13 protein-coding genes are annotated in these 16,266 nt (G+C 68.1%); 4 read left to right on the top strand and 9 right to left on the bottom strand.

The genetic code is table 11. The features are described 5' to 3' along the window. The first annotated feature begins 3 nt into the window (after positions 1-3). Positions 4-1,272 (top strand): VOC family protein, encoded by a 1,269-nt coding sequence (locus HQ325_RS05440; protein WP_222627099.1) that lies wholly within the window; start codon positions 4-6, stop codon positions 1,270-1,272. On the opposite strand, the gene HQ325_RS05435 is transcribed toward HQ325_RS05440, so the two are convergent. The 3 genes from HQ325_RS05435 to HQ325_RS05425 all read right to left on the bottom strand — a co-directional run bounded on the left by HQ325_RS05435 (position 1,252) and on the right by HQ325_RS05425 (position 4,032). Continuing rightward, positions 1,252-1,989, bottom strand: a complete 738-nt coding sequence (locus tag HQ325_RS05435) for a DUF2334 domain-containing protein (RefSeq protein ID WP_222627097.1) — start codon at positions 1,987-1,989, stop codon at positions 1,252-1,254. The genes HQ325_RS05440 and HQ325_RS05435 overlap by 21 nt on opposite strands. A gap of 61 nt (positions 1,990-2,050) precedes the next feature. Then, a complete protein-coding gene (locus HQ325_RS05430; RefSeq protein WP_204866175.1) occupies positions 2,051-2,551 on the bottom strand; it encodes a glutathione peroxidase in 501 nt (166 codons plus the stop codon). Between the two features lie 95 nt (positions 2,552-2,646). Next, the gene (locus HQ325_RS05425) at positions 2,647-4,032 is read right to left on the bottom strand and encodes a cation:dicarboxylate symporter family transporter (protein WP_222627095.1); all 1,386 of its coding nucleotides are present in this window, start codon (positions 4,030-4,032) and stop codon (positions 2,647-2,649) included. 157 nt (positions 4,033-4,189) lie between these two features. Between HQ325_RS05425 and HQ325_RS05420 the strand changes: the two genes are divergently transcribed. Beyond that, positions 4,190-5,743, top strand: a complete 1,554-nt coding sequence (locus HQ325_RS05420; RefSeq protein WP_308014262.1) for a sensor histidine kinase — start codon at positions 4,190-4,192, stop codon at positions 5,741-5,743. Then, positions 5,736-6,455, top strand: a complete 720-nt coding sequence (locus tag HQ325_RS05415; protein WP_222627091.1) for a response regulator — start codon at positions 5,736-5,738, stop codon at positions 6,453-6,455. Before HQ325_RS05420 ends, HQ325_RS05415 begins: the two co-directional genes overlap by 8 nt. A 1-nt stretch (position 6,456) precedes the next feature. Here HQ325_RS05415 and HQ325_RS05410 read toward each other — a convergent pair whose 3' ends face one another. From HQ325_RS05410 to HQ325_RS05400, 3 genes are read right to left on the bottom strand one after another with little or no spacing between them, the layout of a single operon-like run. Continuing rightward, complete coding sequence (locus HQ325_RS05410) at positions 6,457-7,350, bottom strand: alpha/beta hydrolase (RefSeq protein WP_222627089.1); 894 nt, start codon at positions 7,348-7,350, stop codon at positions 6,457-6,459. A 49-nt stretch (positions 7,351-7,399) separates the two neighbouring features. Further along, positions 7,400-9,565 (bottom strand): S9 family peptidase, encoded by a 2,166-nt coding sequence (locus tag HQ325_RS05405; RefSeq protein ID WP_222627087.1) that lies wholly within the window; start codon positions 9,563-9,565, stop codon positions 7,400-7,402. Positions 9,566-9,570: 5 nt separating this feature from the next. Beyond that, positions 9,571-10,455, bottom strand: coding sequence for a phosphoribosylaminoimidazolesuccinocarboxamide synthase (locus tag HQ325_RS05400; RefSeq protein WP_222627085.1), 885 nt, complete (start codon positions 10,453-10,455; stop codon positions 9,571-9,573). 100 nt (positions 10,456-10,555) lie between these two features. Here HQ325_RS05400 and HQ325_RS05395 point away from each other — a divergent pair, with 100 nt between their 5' ends. Continuing rightward, a complete protein-coding gene (locus HQ325_RS05395) occupies positions 10,556-11,971 on the top strand; it encodes an MDR family MFS transporter (RefSeq protein WP_308014261.1) in 1,416 nt (471 codons plus the stop codon). Between the two features lie 12 nt (positions 11,972-11,983). Here the strand turns inward: HQ325_RS05395 and HQ325_RS05390 are convergent, their stop codons facing one another. From HQ325_RS05390 to HQ325_RS05380, 3 genes are all read right to left on the bottom strand, one after another. Next, entirely contained in the window at positions 11,984-12,901 is a 918-nt protein-coding gene (locus HQ325_RS05390) for a siderophore-interacting protein (RefSeq protein ID WP_222627082.1), read from the bottom strand. Positions 12,902-13,050: 149 nt separating this feature from the next. Next, positions 13,051-14,769: a DUF4012 domain-containing protein gene (locus HQ325_RS05385; RefSeq protein ID WP_222627080.1), complete on the bottom strand. Its 1,719-nt coding sequence runs from the start codon at positions 14,767-14,769 to the stop codon at positions 13,051-13,053. Between the two features lie 127 nt (positions 14,770-14,896). Beyond that, the gene (locus HQ325_RS05380) at positions 14,897-16,219 is read right to left on the bottom strand and encodes a UDP-glucose/GDP-mannose dehydrogenase family protein (RefSeq protein ID WP_222627078.1); all 1,323 of its coding nucleotides are present in this window, start codon (positions 16,217-16,219) and stop codon (positions 14,897-14,899) included. Positions 16,220-16,266 lie beyond the last annotated feature (47 nt).

Raw genomic sequence — 16,266 nt, 5'->3', positions numbered from 1 at the left:
CGCATGATCCCGGCGTCCGATCTCCGCGCTCGTTTCGCAGCCGCTCTGTCGGCGATGTACGGGCGTGAGGTCCCGGCCTACACCACGCTGGTGGAGGTGGCGACCGCGGTGAACGCGGACGTGGTGGCGCGCGAGGGTGCCGAGGCCGAGCGCCTCGGCACCCTCGACCGCGTGACGGCGGAACGGCACGGCGCGATCCGAGTCGGGACCATCGCCGAGATGCGGGACGTGGCGAGACTGTTCGGCGGGTTCGGCATGCACCCCGTCGGCTTCTACGACCTACGAGACGCCGCCACCCCGATCCCGGTGGTGTCCACAGCATTCCGGCCCGTGGATCCGGTCGAACTCGCCCGCAACCCGTTTCGGGTGTTCTGCTCCATGCTTGTCGTCGACGACCGCCGGTTCTTCAGTGCCGATCTGGAGCGGCGACTCACCAATGCACTCGAGGCGCGCACGCTCGTCCCACCCGACCTGGTGCGCCTCGCGGTCCGAGCCGCCGAGGACGGCGGGTCACCGGAACCGGAGGCGACCACCCTGGTGAACGACGCCGTCGCCGTCTTCGAACTGGGCACCGATCCTGTCGATCGCGCCTGGTACGACGAACTCGAGGCCGTGTCCTCGGTGGCCGCGGACATCGGCGGTGTGAGCTCGACACACGTCAACCACCTCACGCCGCGGGTGCTCGACATCGACGACCTGTACCGCCGCATGGTCGATCGCGGCATCGAGATGATCGACCGCATCCAGGGGCCCCCGCGGTGGGCCGGACCGCCGGTGCTGTTGCGCCAGACGTCGTTCCGCGCTCTCGCCGAACCTCGACTCTGTCGCGACGCGTCCGGTGCCACGTTCTCGGATCGGCTCCGCGTGCGCTTCGGTGAGGTGGAGGCACGGGGTGTCGCCCTCACCCGCCGCGGCCGGGAGGTCTACGACACCGCGATGGCACGCGTCGACGGCATGTCCGGCGAGGCCGCAGCCCGGGAGTGGGCGCGGCACTTCCCCGCCACCGACGAGGAGCTGGCCGAGCGGGGCCTGGCCTACTACGTGAGAACAGCCTGCGGTCTCGAACCTGTTGTCTACGAGGACTTCCTGCCGGCATCCGCCGCGGGCATCTTCCGGTCGAACCTCACCTCGGACGGCGCCGTGAACACCGAGGTCGAGGGGACGAGCTGGTCGGCGGAGACCCTGTCCGACGCCCTCGGGATGTCGATAGCGGATCCCTACGACCTGTACGACGCGCAGGTCGCGGCCGGGTCAGGCGACAGCGGTGCGTGAACGCGGAACCCACTCGTAACGGGCCGACGTCGCACCGTGGAAGCGCGCCAGGTCCACCGCGTCGAGCATGGCGGCACGAGGACCCGGACGGCCGAGCTGCTTGGCGCTCACCGACAGTCGCACGACGCCGCCGCGGCGAGCCGTACGGCCGGCACCCATGACGAGCGCGCGGCACCACCACGGTTCCGTGGAACCGGGCTCCCAGACGTAACCGCCGGATCCGGTGCCGAAGCCTTCTCCGATGCCGTGCACTCGACCGCGCACCGTGGTGCCCCGCTCGAGGTCCTGGATGCCGGCGAGCGCGGCGAACACGCGGAACCCGACCGTGGGTAGCGCCGAGACCGCGCCCGGTGAGGCGACCCAGCGCGGCGGCGCGAACACTCGGGTACGCATGCCGATCTCCTCCATGACCCGGTCCGCGGCGCGCAGCCGCAGCTGCGCCTCGTGAGCGGGGAGGGTCGCGAACTCGGCTCGACGCCGCTTGGTGGCCGCCTGGTCGTACCCGTGCAGGACCAGGGCGTCACCATGGTCCCGACGCGCCCGCAGCCACTCCTGCGTCTCGGCGTCGCGCGTGAGGCGGTACTTGTCCTTCAATCGTGGGGCCACCAGCAGGGACAGCTCGATGTCGCGGCGATCCATCTCCGCGGCGAACTCGGCGGCGGCGTCGCGGGTCTCGTCGCGGATACCGGACACGGACACGATCAGACGTGCACTCATGAAGAAACCGTCGCACACCGAGGTGTACGACGGTCTCGTCCCGCGTGAACGCCGGGCGACGTCAGAGAGTCGGAACGGGCAGTACCTTGTCGATCGCCGCGAGCACCTCGGGGGCGTCGGGTTCGGTGCGAGGACGGAAGCGCCCCACGACCTCACCGTCCGGCGAGACGAGGAACTTCTCGAAGTTCCACTGCACGTCCCCGGCGTTGCCCTCGGAGTCCGCGGTCTGCGTCAGGATCTCGTAGAGCGGATGCCGGTTCTCGCCGTTGACGTCGACCTTCTCCGTCAGCGGGAAAGTGACGTCGTACGTCGTGGAGCAGAACGTCTCGATCTCCTCGGCCGAGCCGGGCTCCTGGCCACCGAACTGGTTGCAGGGAACACCGACGACCGAGAGTCCGCGGTCCGCGTACTCGCGGGCCAGCTTCTCGAGCGTCGTGTACTGCGGGGTCAGGCCACACTTCGAGGCGACGTTGACCACGAGCACCGCGCGGCCGCTGTACTCCTCGAGCGAGGTGGGAGCGCCGCCGAGAGTGCTGATGCCGACGTTCTGCAGTTCTGTCATGGGCTCACAGTACCGGCCGGTAACCCGTGAACACGAGAGCGGGCGCACCCTCCGGTGTCGGAGGATGCGCCCGCGGTCGATCCGTGCGTGTGGAGCTAGTTCTTCACGAGGTCGGGCTTGGCTTCCGGATCGCGGGCCTCGCCGTGCCCGTCGTCCACCATCGTGGTCTCGTCGAACGGAAGCTTGCCGCCGAGAACGTCCTTGACGCGCTCGTTGTCGATGGTCTTCGTCCAGGTGCCGACCAGCATCGTGGCGACCGCGTTACCCGAGAAGTTGGTGACGGCGCGAGCCTCGGACATGAACCGGTCGATGCCGACGATGAGGCCGATGCCGTCGAGGAGCTCGGGGCGGTGACTCTGCAGACCACCGGCGAGCGTGGCGAGTCCGGCGCCGGAGACGCCGGCCGCACCCTTGCTGGCGATGATCATGAAGACGAGCAGCGAGATCTGCTCGCCGAGTCCGAGCGGGTTGCCCATGGCGTCGGCGATGAAGATCGAGGCCATCGTCAGGTAGATCGCGGTGCCGTCGAGGTTGAACGAGTAACCGGTGGGGACGACGACGCCGACCGTGGTGCGCTGCACTCCGACGTGCTCCATCTTGGCGATGAGGCGCGGCAGGGCCGACTCGGAGGACGAGGTGGCGACGATGAGCAGGTACTCACGGGCCAGGTACTTGACCAGCTTGAAGATCGAGACACCGGAGACGAAGCGCAGGATCGTGCCGAGGATGCCGAAGACGAAGATGGTGCAGGTCAGGTAGAAGGCGAGCATGAGGGTGGCGAGCTGGACCACTGCCTCGAAGCCGGTGTCACCGACGACCTTGGCGATGGCGCCGAACGCGCCGATCGGGGCGAGCCACAGGATGCCGGCCAGGATGCGGAAGACGAGCTTCTGGATCGAGCCGATGCCGCGAAGGATGCCCTCACCCTGCTTGCCCATGGCCTGCAGGCCGAAGCCGACGAGCAGTGCGACGAAGAGGGTCTGCAACACGCTGCCCTCGGTGAGCGACGACAGCAGCGACGTCGGGATGATTCCCTGGATGAAGTCGAGCGTGCCGCCGGCACCTTCCGCGGTCTCGACGAGCTTGCCGACAGCGCCGGAGTTCGGCTCGATGTTCAGGCCGGTTCCGGGCTGGATCAGGTTGCCGACCACCATGCCGATGGCGAGGGCGAAGGTGGACATCGTGATGAAGTAGCCGAGGGCGAGGCCGCCGACCTTGCCGACGCTGGCCGCGGCCTTGACCGACCCGATGCCGAGCACGATGGTGCAGAAGATGACCGGGCTGATCATCATCTTGATCAGATCGACGAACATGGTGCCCAGCACGCCGAGGCTCGACCCGACCTCGGGTGCGACGAGACCGACGATGACACCACCGATCACGGCGATGATGACGGCGATGTAGAGCCAGTGGGTCTTGTCCCGCTTCTTCTTGGGCGGCGGGGTCGCGTCGTACGGTTCGGCGTCGATGCTGGCGGTCATGGTTGTCCTTACGATCGTGGCGTGAGGTGGATCACGCTTGTCTGAATGGAATGGTGGTCCATGAGCGTGACCCGAGTCACCAATGAGTTCATTTCGTTCATGTGTACAGCGGTCACGCGCACGTCGTGAGCAGAACCGTCGAACCCGGAGGAACCCCGTGAGCAGCACGAACACCCGGCGACGTCGCAGCGTGGCGCGGCAGCTCCTCGTCGGCCAGCTCGCGGTCGTGGTGCTCCTCGTGACGCTCGGCGGCGCTCTCGCCCTCGTCGACGCCCGCCGGGACAGCGACGAGAGCATCCGCCGGGAGGTCGTCGACATCGCCGTCTCGATCGCGACGGCCCCGTCCACCGTGACAGCACTCGCGAGTGCGGATCCCACGGCCGCTCTGCAACCGGTGACCGAGCGCGTGCGCATCGCGACGGGGATGGACTTCATCGTCGTCATGTCGCCCGACCGGACGCGCTTCACGCACACCACCACCGAGCTGATCGGCGGGCAGTTCACGGGCACGATCGACCGTGCGCTCGCCGGCGAGACGTTCACCGAGACGTACCGCGGATCGCTGGGACCGTCGATCCGCGCCGTCACGCCGGTCCTCGACGACGGCCGCGTCGTGGGGCTCGTCTCCGCCGGGGTCACCCGTCAGAAGATCTCCAGTCAGTTCGTCGCCGGGCTCCCCGCCGTCCTCGGCATCATCGCGGCGGCACTCGGCGTGGCCCTCGTCGCGTCGTATCTGCTCAACCGGCGGCTCAGTCGTCAGACTCTCGGGCTCGCGCCCGACGAGCTGCGCAGTATGTACGAGCACCACGACGCCGTCCTGCACTCCATCGGCGAGGGGCTCGTGGTGTGGGGCGAAGGCTCGGAAGCCGACCTGGTCAACGACGAGGCGCGGCGGCTGCTCGATCTGCCCGAGGGGCCCGTGACGCGCGAGCGCCTCCCGGAATCCCTGCGCGGACTGGGCGACACCGCCGTTCGCGACGAGATGCACCTGACCACGACGCGTGTCCTCGTGGTGACCCAGGACCCCGTCCTGCACGGGTCGCGCCGACTCGGCACGGTGACCGTGCTGCGCGATCACACCGAATTACAGCGTGTCCTGGGCGAACTCGACTCGATGACGTCCTTCGCCGAGTCGCTGCGCTCGCAGGCGCACGAGTCCGCGAACCGTCTCCACACCGTCATCACGATGGTCGAGCTCGGCCGCACCGAGCAGGCGGTCGAGTTCGCCACCCAGGAACTCGAGCTGTCGCAGAACCTCATCGATCGGCTCATGAGCACGGTGCAGGAACCCGCGGTCGCGGCACTGTTGCTGGGCAAGGTGAGCCAGGCCGCCGAGCAGGGCGTCGAGCTCACGGTCACCGAGGACACCGCCCTCACCGACACCGAGGCCTTCGACCGACGCGAATTGGTCACTCTCGCCGGAAATTTGATAGACAATGCGATCGATGCAGCGAAGCAATCGGACGAGCCGTGGGTGGAGGTGACCGTGCGCGAGAGCGAGACGGACCTCGTGATCCAGGTGGCGGACAGTGGACCGGGAATGGACGCGGAGGCTCTTGCGAAGGCACGGACCCGCGGCTACTCCACCAAGTCCGGCTCGCGAGGCCTCGGGCTCGCGTTGGTCACCCAGGTGGTCGAACGCCATCACGGGACCCTGACGTCGGAGACGACCTACGGATCGGTCGTCACCGCGAGCATCCCGCATGAGTGAGGCACCCGGACCCCACGGCACCACCATCCGCGTGCTGATCGTCGAGGACGAACCCCTGATCGCGGAGGCCCATTCGAGCTACGTCGGCCGTGTCCCCGGCTTCACCGTGGGCGCGATGGTGCACACCGCGTCGGGCGCGATGCGCGCGGCGTCCAAGGCCATCGCCGACGGGTCGCCGTTCGATCTGGTCCTGCTCGACATCGGGCTGCCGGACGCCAACGGCATCGACGTCGCCGCCGCACTCGGCGGACTGCGCCCCGGACCCGACGTCATCGCCATCACCTCCGAGCGCGACCTCGCCGTCGTGCGCAACGCCGTCGCGCACGGGGTGGTGCTGTACCTGCTCAAGCCCTTCACCTTCGCGGCCTTCCGCGACAAGCTGGAACGGTACGGCGAGTTCCGCAGTGCCCTGCGCGACGGTGAGTCCGCGGTGAGTCAGCGCGACATCGACCGCGCCATGGCGTCTCTGCGCACCGCCGACGAGCGCGCCGCCTCCCCCAAGGGCATCGCTCCGGCGACACTGACCGAGATCTCGAACAGTGTGCGGGCTCAGCCGGAGGGACTCGGGGCCTCCGAGGCAGCCAAGGCCGTCGGCGTCTCCCGTGTGACGGCATGGCGCTATCTGGAACGGCTCGCCGACGACGGGCTCGTCGAGCGGCACACCGAGTACGGCAGGGCCGGACGGCCCCAGGTGCGGTATCGCTGGCGGTGACTCAGCCCAGCGGGACGGCGCGTTGGAGGAACGCGATCTGGTCGGCCACGACACGCTCGAACGGGTCGCCGACATAGATCTCGAAGTGCCCGTACGGGTACACCTCGATCTGTCCGCGGGGCGCCTTCGCGGCATGACGCAGTGTCGCCTTCGTCGGTGCGACGGTGTCCGGATCGCACACGCAGAACAGCACCGGCGCGGTGATCTTCTTCGCGGCGCGGCCGGGGAAGTACCGGGTGATCGCGAGCGCGAACCGGGCCGCCACCTCGTTGGAGAAGGCGGAGCCGGGCGGCTGCAGACCGAGGTACCCGTCGAGAGCGTCCGTGCTCGCCATCAGCGCGACACCACGGTGCTCCGCGGCGAGCGGCACCATCACGGGGGGCTTGCCACGGAGCGATCCCACGATGTCCCGGACGGCGAGCGGGGTGATCCTGAGCGTGGTGGTGAACGGTGTGGCCAGAGCGGACGCGAGCCCGTCGGTGAACGGGCACTGAGAAATCACCGCGGCGACCCGGCCGTCCCGTGCCGCGGCCTCGAGAACATGGCCCCCACCGAAAGAGGATCCCCACACCACCACTCGAGTGGGGTCGACACCGTCGACGGTGCGGGCGTGCGCGATGGCCGCCGCCCAGTCCTCGAGCTGGCGCCCGATGTCGAGAAGTTGACGTGGCTCGCCGCCGCTGGCGCCGAAATGGCGGTAGTCGAACACCAGGCACGCGTAGCCGGCAGCGGTGAACCGCTCGGCGTACGCGTCGAGCCGCATCTCCCGGACTCCGCCGAGACCGTGCGCCAGGACGATGATCGGTTGCCGCTCGCTCGGTGTGTCCGGACGGTAGAGCCACGCCGCGCAGGTGGCGTCCCCGGACACGAACTCGACATCACGACGTTCACTCACTGCGGCCCCCGACCGTCATTCGCTGCAGTCCACCCCCCGGCGAACGCCGTCAGCTTGCCGTATCGCGGCCACCCGTGGCAATCGCACCCGTGCGTTCGATCACCCACGCGTACTCGAAGGCGATCTCCTTCCACTTCTCGTATCGCCCGCTGACCCCGCCGTGCCCGGCACTCATCTCGGTCTTCAGCAGAATCGGCTCGCTGCCGGTGTTCTTCACCCGCAGAGCGGCGATCCACTTCGCGGGTTCGACGTAGAGCACGCGCGTGTCGTTGATCGAGGTGATGGCCAGGACGGCCGGGTAGTCCTTCTCCGCCACGTTCTCGTACGGGCTGTACGACTTCATGTAGTCGTAGACGTCCTTGTCCTCCAACGGGTTTCCCCACTCATCCCACTCGATCACCGTGAGCGGCAGCGACGGGTCGAGAATGGACGTGAGCGGATCCACGAACGGCACGTTGGCGAGGATGCCCGCGAACAGTTCGGGTGCGAGGTTGGCCACCGCTCCCATGAGGAGGCCGCCCGCGCTGCCGCCGTCGGCCACCAGACGATCGGGAGACGTCACCCCGGTGTCGATCAGATGCCGTGCGCACGAGACGAAGTCGGTGAACGTGTTCTTCTTGTGCAGCATCTTGCCGTCCTCGTACCAGAGGCGACCCATCTCCCCGCCGCCGCGCACGTGCGCGATGACGAACACGATGCCCCGATCGAGCAGGGACAGTCTCGACACCGAGAAGCCCGGGTCCATGCTCGCCTCGTACGAGCCGTACCCGTACAGCAGCGTCGGCGCGCCGCCCTCGGACATCTCGACGTCGACGCGCTTGATCACCGAGAGCGGCACCCGCGTGCCGTCCTCCGCCGTCGCCCACTCCCTGGTCTGGGTGTACCGCGCCGGGTCGAAGTCGCCGAGCACCGGCTGCGACTTGCGCAGGATGCGCTCGCCGGACGCCAGGTCGTAGTCGTAGACGCGCGAGGGCGTGATGAACGAGGTGTAGCCGAAACGCAGCAACGGTGCGTCCCACTCCGGATTCGAGCCGAGACCCACCGAGAACAGTTCCTCGTCGAACTCGAGCTCGTGACGCTCGCCGTAGCCGCTGTCGAGCAGTGGCCACAAGGCCATGCGCGGCACGGCTTCCCGGCGGTACGACAGGACCAGGTGGTGCGCGAACGCGTCGACGTCCTCGAGCCGCACGTCGTCGGCGTGCTCGAGGAGAATCGTCATGTCCGACGGGTCCTGCACCGGCGCGTCGGCCAGGACGAAGTTCTCCGCCTTCACGCCGTCGACGACGTCGTTGTGCAGGATCAGGAACCGGTCGCGGCCGGCGACCACGGCGTGCTCCGCGCTGTACTCGACGCCGTCCCTACGCGGCAGGATCACGTGGAACTCGCCCGTCGGATCCTGCGCGTCGAGGTACCAGCCCTCGGTGGTGACCTTCGACCCCACCCAGATCATGAGGTACTTCTCGCTGCGCGTGGATCCGAAACTGACCCAGTAGGACTCGTCCGGTTCGTGGAAGACCACCACGTCCTCGGTCGTGGGCGACCCGATCCGGTGTCGCCACACCTTGTCGGGACGCCAAGAGTCGTCCACGGTCTGATAGAAGAGGTACTGCTGATCGGCGGACCAGGTCGCTCCGGGAGCGGTCTGCTCGATCTCGTCCGGGAACAGCTCCCCGGTACGAAGATCCTTGATGCGCAACGTGTACCGCTCGTCGCCGGCCGTGTCGACGGAGTACGCGAGCAGATGTCCGTCGTCGCTCAGGGAGAATGCACCGAGCGAGAAGAAATCGTGTCCTTCTGCCAGCACGTTGGCGTCGAGGACGATCTCCTCGCCGGGGACCTCGACACCCGGTTCGAGCGCGGGCGGCGTCCAGTCGTCCACCGAGGCGACCGGGCAGCGGCACTGCATGCCGTAACTCTTGCCCTCGAGCGTGCGCCCGTAGTACCACCAGAGTCCGCGGCGCGTGGGCACCGACAGATCGGTCTCCTGTGTGCGCGACTTGATCTCGTCGAAGATCTCCGTGCGCAGCGGCTCCAGGTGGGCCGTCTGTGCCTCGGTGTAGGCGTTCTCCGCCTCGAGGTACGCGACGACCTCGGGGTCCGACTTCTCCCGCAACCACTCGTACGGGTCGACGACCTCGTCACCGTGGTGGGTACGGATGTGCGGCACCGTCTTCGCGATCGGCGGCGTCGCGTGCTGTGCGTCGTGCGTCTGCATGTCGGTCACGGTCGTACCCAATCGTCGAAGGAGAGACCCGAGAGTCGTTCGTACGCCTCGACGTAACGCGACCGGGTGCGGTCGGCGATGTCGTCGGGCAGCGGCGGGGGCGGTGCGTCACCGTGGCGGTCCCATCCGGACTCACCGATCAGCCAGTCCCGGACGAACTGCTTGTCGAAACTCGGCTGCGCCTGCCCCTCGGTGTAGCCGTCGAGCGGCCAGTACCGGGACGAGTCGGGAGTCAGCACCTCGTCGGCGAGGACCACCTCGCCGTCGTCGTCGACACCGAACTCGAACTTGGTGTCGGCGAGAATGATTCCGCGTCCGGCGGCGAACTCCGCGGCGCGCGCGTAGATGTCGAGCGTGGCCGAGCGCAGCTTGTCCGCCGTGTCGGCTCCGACCAGGACGACCACGGAATCGAAGTCGATGTTCTCGTCGTGGTCGCCGATCGCCGCCTTGCTGGCGGGGGTGAAGATCGGCTCCGGGAGCTTGCTCGCCTCGGTGAGGCCGTCCGGGAGCGGAACGCCGCACACCGAGCCGGTCTCCCGATAGTCGAGCAGCCCCGAGCCGGTCAGATAGCCACGGGCGACACACTCGACCGGCGCCATGCGCAGCGCGCGCACCACGAGCGCCCGGCCGAGCACCTCCTGCGGAATCCGCGGATCCTCCGCGTCTCCGGCGAGGTGATCGCGGACGCCGAGGACGCCGAAGAAGTACACGCTCATCGCGGTGAGCACACGACCCTTGTCCGGAATGGGCGTCGACAGCACGTGGTCGTACGCGGAGATGCGGTCGCTCGCCACCAGGAGCAGATGGTCGTCGTCGATGCGATACAGGTCGCGGACCTTGCCGGCCGCCAGATGGGGGTACTGCGAGAGAGAGGGGCGCACGACGATCGAGCGTAGTCGTGCCGCGCATCGCGGTGGTGGCGGTGTCTGGCAGTGTTCGGAGGGACCCTCGGTACCGAGGCGAACGAAGGAGTGTGGCCGGGTGACGACGACGGACAGGGTGCAGGTCGGATTCCGGTCCGAACGGGGCCCGATCCTGGCGGCACTGATGCTCTGCAACTCGCTCGTCGCGCTCGACTCGACGATCATCGCCACGTCCGTCCTCACCATCGTCGACGATCTGGGCGGCTTCTCCCAGTTCCCGTGGCTCTTCTCGATCTATCTGCTCGCCCAGGCCGTGACCGTGCCGGTGTACGGCAAGCTGGCGGATCTCTTCGGTCGCAAACGCCTCGTCCTGTTCGGCATCGCCGTCTTCGCGATCGGCTCGGTGCTGTGCGGGATCGCGTGGAGCATGCCCGCCCTCATCGTCGCCCGAGCGATCCAGGGCATCGGCGCCGGCGCGATCCAGCCGATGGTGCAGACGATCGCCGGCGACATCTACACCGTGCGCGAGCGCGCGAAGGCGCAGGGCTATCTGGCGAGCGTGTGGGCCATGTCGTCCATCGTGGGGCCGAGTCTCGGTGGCATCTTCTCCGAGTTCCTCTCGTGGCGCTGGATCTTCTTCGTCAACATCCCGCTGTGCCTGATCGCCGCGGTGATGCTGATCCGCAAGTTCGACGAGACGGCGAGACCGTCGACGCGGCAGAGCGTCGACTACGTCGGCGCCGCCCTGCTCACCGTCGGCGCGGGCGCCCTCATCCTCGGACTGCTCGAGGGCGGTCAGTCGTGGGCGTGGACATCCGGAGCGAGTGTCGCCGTGTTCGCCGTCGGAGTGGCCGGGCTCGCCGCCTTCGTTCTGGTCGAGAGACGCGTCGCGTCCCCGGTGCTGCCACTGTGGGTGCTGACCCGCCGAGTCCTGGTCGCCACGAGCGCCGTGGGCGCCGTCATCGGCGCCGTCGTGCTCACGCTCACCACGTACGTCCCGACGTTCGTCCAGGGCGTGCTGGGGCTCAGCGCACTGGCAGGCGGCTTCACCCTCGCACCGCTCCTGCTGTCGTGGCCGCTGATGTCCTCACAGTCGGGGCGGGTGTATCTGCGCATCGGGTTCCGTCGCACCGCTGTCATCGGTGGGTCGATCGTCACGGCCGGTTCCCTGCTCACACTGGGGTGGACCGCGACGTCGTCGGTGTGGGAGATCTGCGCCGGGTGCCTCGTGATCGGAGCCGGGATGGGGCTGATCGCGGGCCCCGCGCTCATCGCGGCGCAATCGAGTGTCGACTGGTCCGAACGCGGCGTGGTCACCTCCACCAATACGTTCGCGCGCAACCTCGGCAGTGCCGTCGGCATCGCGGTGTGCGGGGCCATCGTCAATGCCACCGTCGGGGACGACGCCTCGCCGGCCGAGCTCGGCGACGGTCTGCACATCGTGTTCTACACGGTGATCGGCGGCGCGGTCCTGCTGCTGATCGCCGCGCTCGCGATGCCCGGTGGCCGTATCGCCGATCCCGAGAAGAGCTGAGACCCCGGGAAGCTAGAGGCCGACGCGCTCGAGGAGTGCCTCGAACTCCTCCTGCGCCTGCGCTTCCGACTTGCCCTCACGTAGCGCGCGCTTGTAACCCGCGAGCGCCATCGCCTCGTACCGCTTGTAGGAGGCCAACCACTCCTCGGCGCGCTCGCGCCAGTATCCGATGACCGAGCACTGACGGGTGCTCATGCCCCACTGCTTGCGCACGTGGGAGCGCACCGCGCGGGACGCGCCCGCCTCACCGGCGAACCACACGTATCCGGTGCCTGCGGGACGCTCGTACGAGGCAACCGCATCGGGGAGAACACTCGGCATCACACCGTTGCCGGTACCCACGCGCCAGTCGACGGTGACGTCCGCCGCCGTGTCGAAGGACTGGACGTCGGCGGGATCGAGGACCTCGAGCACGACGTGCGTGCGCAGCCCTGCCGGAGCCTGCTCGAGTGCTCGGGCGATGGCCGGCAGCCCCGTCTGGTCCGCCACGAGCAACTGCCACGCGGCGTCCTCGGGGCAGCGGTACCAGGAACGGGGTCGCGAGAGGACGACGCTGTGCCCCGGGCGCGCCAGCCGCGCCCAGTTCGACGCGACTCCGCTCTCGTGCAGGACGAAATCGATGGTCAGGGTGTCGTCGTCGCGCGTGCGGACGGTGTAGTTGCGGCACTCCGGTCGTGTCGCCGCGTCGTGGTAACCCCACACGCCCTTGCAGCAGGTCATCGGCGGAAGGACGTCGTCGACGGCGGCCGGGAAATACACGGTGACGCACTCGTCCGGTGCCTCGACGCCGACGTACCGTTGCACCCACGGGCCACCGAGAACGATGCGCACCATGCTGGGCGAGATCGCGGTCGCGGACAGCACCGACGCCGGGTAGAAGCCCGGTTCCGCATCGAGCGTTACCGCGTCGAGTTCGAACGCTGTCGACATCGGACCTCCTCGCCTGCGTCGTGCTCGGGTATCGAGCAGCTGTAAGGCGAGCCTAACCATGCCTGGCGACCGAGTGCAATGGGGCCGGTCACAGACAGACGTGACCAGCGCGTCCCGACGTCACGACAGGCGGCGTCCGGAGCTAGGCGTCAGGAGTGCGAGCAGTCCGGCACGTCGACCACGACGGACGCGTCACGTACCTGTGGCTGGACCGGCACTCTGGCCTGTCCCCCGGCGGTGGGTTCGACGAGTTCGAGAACCACGGTCCGGCTCTGCCCCGGTTCCGAGACGATCGGCGCATAGAAGACGGGATGACCGCGTTCGGTTCCCGACAACATCAGCAGCGGTACGCCGTCGACGGTGGCTCGGTTCAGACGCGCGCCCGCGGTGGTGAAGACCTCCACCAGCGACCGATTCGTTCCCGGTGGACCTTCGAACGAGGTACTGCCGGTGAAGCGCCCGGAAACGTAGGCCGGGTAGTCGCGTGCGGGTGCAGTGTTGGTGAGGGTCACGTCGATCCGACTCTCGCGAGTCGGGGACGAGCACGATCCGGCCGTGTAGACCACGTCGCGTTCGAGGAAGTAGTCCAGCTTTCCGCCTGCACCGTTGTTGACGACGACGTTGGCATACGGCGCCGAGTCCTCGGGCACCTCGTGAGCGATCGCCGTTCCGGACAGCTCGCTCTGCACGAGCGGATCCGCGCTCCAGAGCGCCGTGTGCCCCTCGCTCACACCCCGACCGACGGCTCTCACCAGCGCTGCCGTCGACACGACCGGGCTCTGCATGCGCGCGAAGGTCCGAGCAGCGATGTCCTGCAGATACGCTTTGCGCGCAGCGTTGTCGTCCGAGAAGCGCGCGTACGCGGTCGACTCGGTGGCCTCGACGACGTTCCGAGCGTCGATCTGCTCGCCGTCAGGGAGAGTGATCGGCCCGACCACGTCGAGGATGTACGAGAGAGCCACCGGATCGGTGGCGACGACACCGTCGACCTGCTGCCCTGATTCCTGTTCCCAGATCGACCGCAGAATCTGTCCCGTGTAAGGGAAGTGCGGGCTGACGTTCGCGTTCTGCCAGTGGGACGTCGCTCGGTATCTGCCCTCGTAGTTCGTCGTGAACTCGGCCCCGAGATCCATGGGGGCGTAGTCGCCGTCGAGTTCACTGTTGGTCGCCAGTTCGTCCAGTGACAGTCTGCCGCGATCGGCGGTGATCACGGCGAACCCACCGATCAGGCCACCGGTCGCGCGTGCCTCGGCATTGGTCTGGAGTGCGACAAAGTAGCTGCGTGGTGTGGTCTCCCCCACCATGTCGGGTACCACTCGGGCAGCCGTGCTCGTGGTGCGCAGGAGCGACGTGAGGTCGGAGAGCTGACGCTTGACGGCATCAGCGGCGGCCGTGACCAGCGGCACGTACGTGGTGGTGTCGACCGACATCGACTGCGACTCGAGCAGTGCGGCACCGTCGTACATCCTCACGAGCGTCGGCTCGGCATCGCGGAGCAACGCCACCGCGATCGTGCCGTCGTCCCCGCGCAGTTCGGACGGATCGAGCCCGATCCCGGCGGCCGCAGCGGGGCTCAGGACTTCGGTGACGACGTCCTCGACCACGTGCGCGACGAACGCCGTCACGTCGAAGGGCGAACCGAGCACCGGCATCGCCGATGCTGCCTTCCAGATCAGCGAATCCGTCGCTCCCACGGCTCGTGTCGTCGCGCTCCGGGCAGCATCGACGCCTGCGGTTGCAGACACCGGGTCGCCGGAGGAGACGGCGGACATCGTCGCCGTGATCTCGTCTCGCGCCTCGGTCAAGCCGGCGTAGGCCTCGTGCGCAGTCCAGGCGAGCCACCCCAGCAACCCGAGAACGATCACCACGCCTGCACCCAGCCAGTGTCGACTCCGGCGAAGACACGAGGACCGGCCCGCAGCCCTCGCCGTCACGCGTGGCCCGGGACGGTGGACCCGAGATCCGGCCGAAGCATCCGGCGCGACACCTCCGACGTCACGGCCGTCCCAGCCCCCGATAGACCCAACCCGCAGATCGCCAGACATCCACGTCGAGGCAGTTTCGGCCGTCGATGATCCGACGTTCCCGCACCACGCTCTCCAGATCGGCCGGAACCAGCTCCCGGAACTCACGCCATTCCGTGAGCACGAGCACCACGTCGGCCTTCGCGCACGCTTCGAGCGCCGAACTCGCGTAACCGAGCGTCGGGAAGAGCGCACGCGAGTTGTCGTTCGCCTTGGGGTCGTACACCGTCACACCCGCACCCTGGAGCTGCAGTTGCCCAGCGACATTGAGAGCCGGTGAATCGCGGACGTCGTCGGAGTCGGGTTTGAATGCGGCCCCGAGCACCGCCACCTGGGCACCGAGGAGGGTCCCGACAGTGTCGCGGACGACGTCGACCATGCCCGTGCGGCGACGCATGTTGATGTTGTCGACCTCGCGCAGGAAGGTCAGTGCCTGATCGGCTCCCAGCTCACCGGCGCGCGCCATGAAGGCGCGAATGTCCTTGGGCAAACAGCCGCCGCCGAAGCCGATTCCGGCATTGAGGAACTTGCGTCCGATCCGATCGTCGTGACCGATCGCGTCGGCCAGAACGGTGATGTCGGCGCCCGCCGCGTCACAGACCTCGGAGATGGCGTTGATGAACGAGATCTTGGTCGCGAGAAATGCATTGGCCGAGGTCTTGACCAGTTCGGCGGTGGCCAGATCGGTCACGATGAAGGGAATTCCCTCGGCGAGCAAGGGCGCGTAGACCTCGCGTGCGACCTCCTCCGCCCGACGGGGACGGTTCCGATCGACCCCGAGCACCAAGCGGTCCGGGTGGAGCGTGTCCTCCACGGCGTGACCCTCGCGCAGGAACTCCGGATTCCACGCCACCTCGAGGTCCTCGCCGGCGGGCGAGAGAGCATGAGCCATGGTGCCGAGCCGCTCCGCCGTCCCCACGGGGACCGTCGACTTGCCGAAGATGACAGCGGGGCCCGTGATCAGCGGCGCGAGGTTCTCCACCACCGCGTTCACGTACGTCACGTCCGCGGCGTACTCGCCCTTCTTCTGTGGCGTGCCCACCGCGAGGAAGAAGATGTCACCGAAGGATGCAGCGTCCTCGTACGACGCGGTGAAACGCAGTCGGCCCGCCGCGATGTTGCGCTGCAGCACCTCCTCGAGACCGGGCTCCCAGAAGGGAACCTCGCCGGCCTCGAGCTTGGCCAACTTGCTCGGGTCGACATCGACCCCCAGGACGTCGTGTCCGATCTCGGCCATGCACGCGGCGTGCGTGGCGCCAAGGTAACCCGTTCCGATGACCACGACATTGCTCACACGTGGAACCGTAGGTTCTCCGGCACGACAGTTCCACTCGGAACCGC

Source organism: Rhodococcus sp. BP-349, from assembly GCF_019835845.1.
Taxonomy (GTDB): Bacteria; Actinomycetota; Actinomycetes; order Mycobacteriales; family Mycobacteriaceae; genus Rhodococcoides.
The sequence above is the reverse complement of the archived record's forward strand: the minus strand, read 5'-3'. Positions and strand labels throughout refer to the sequence as shown.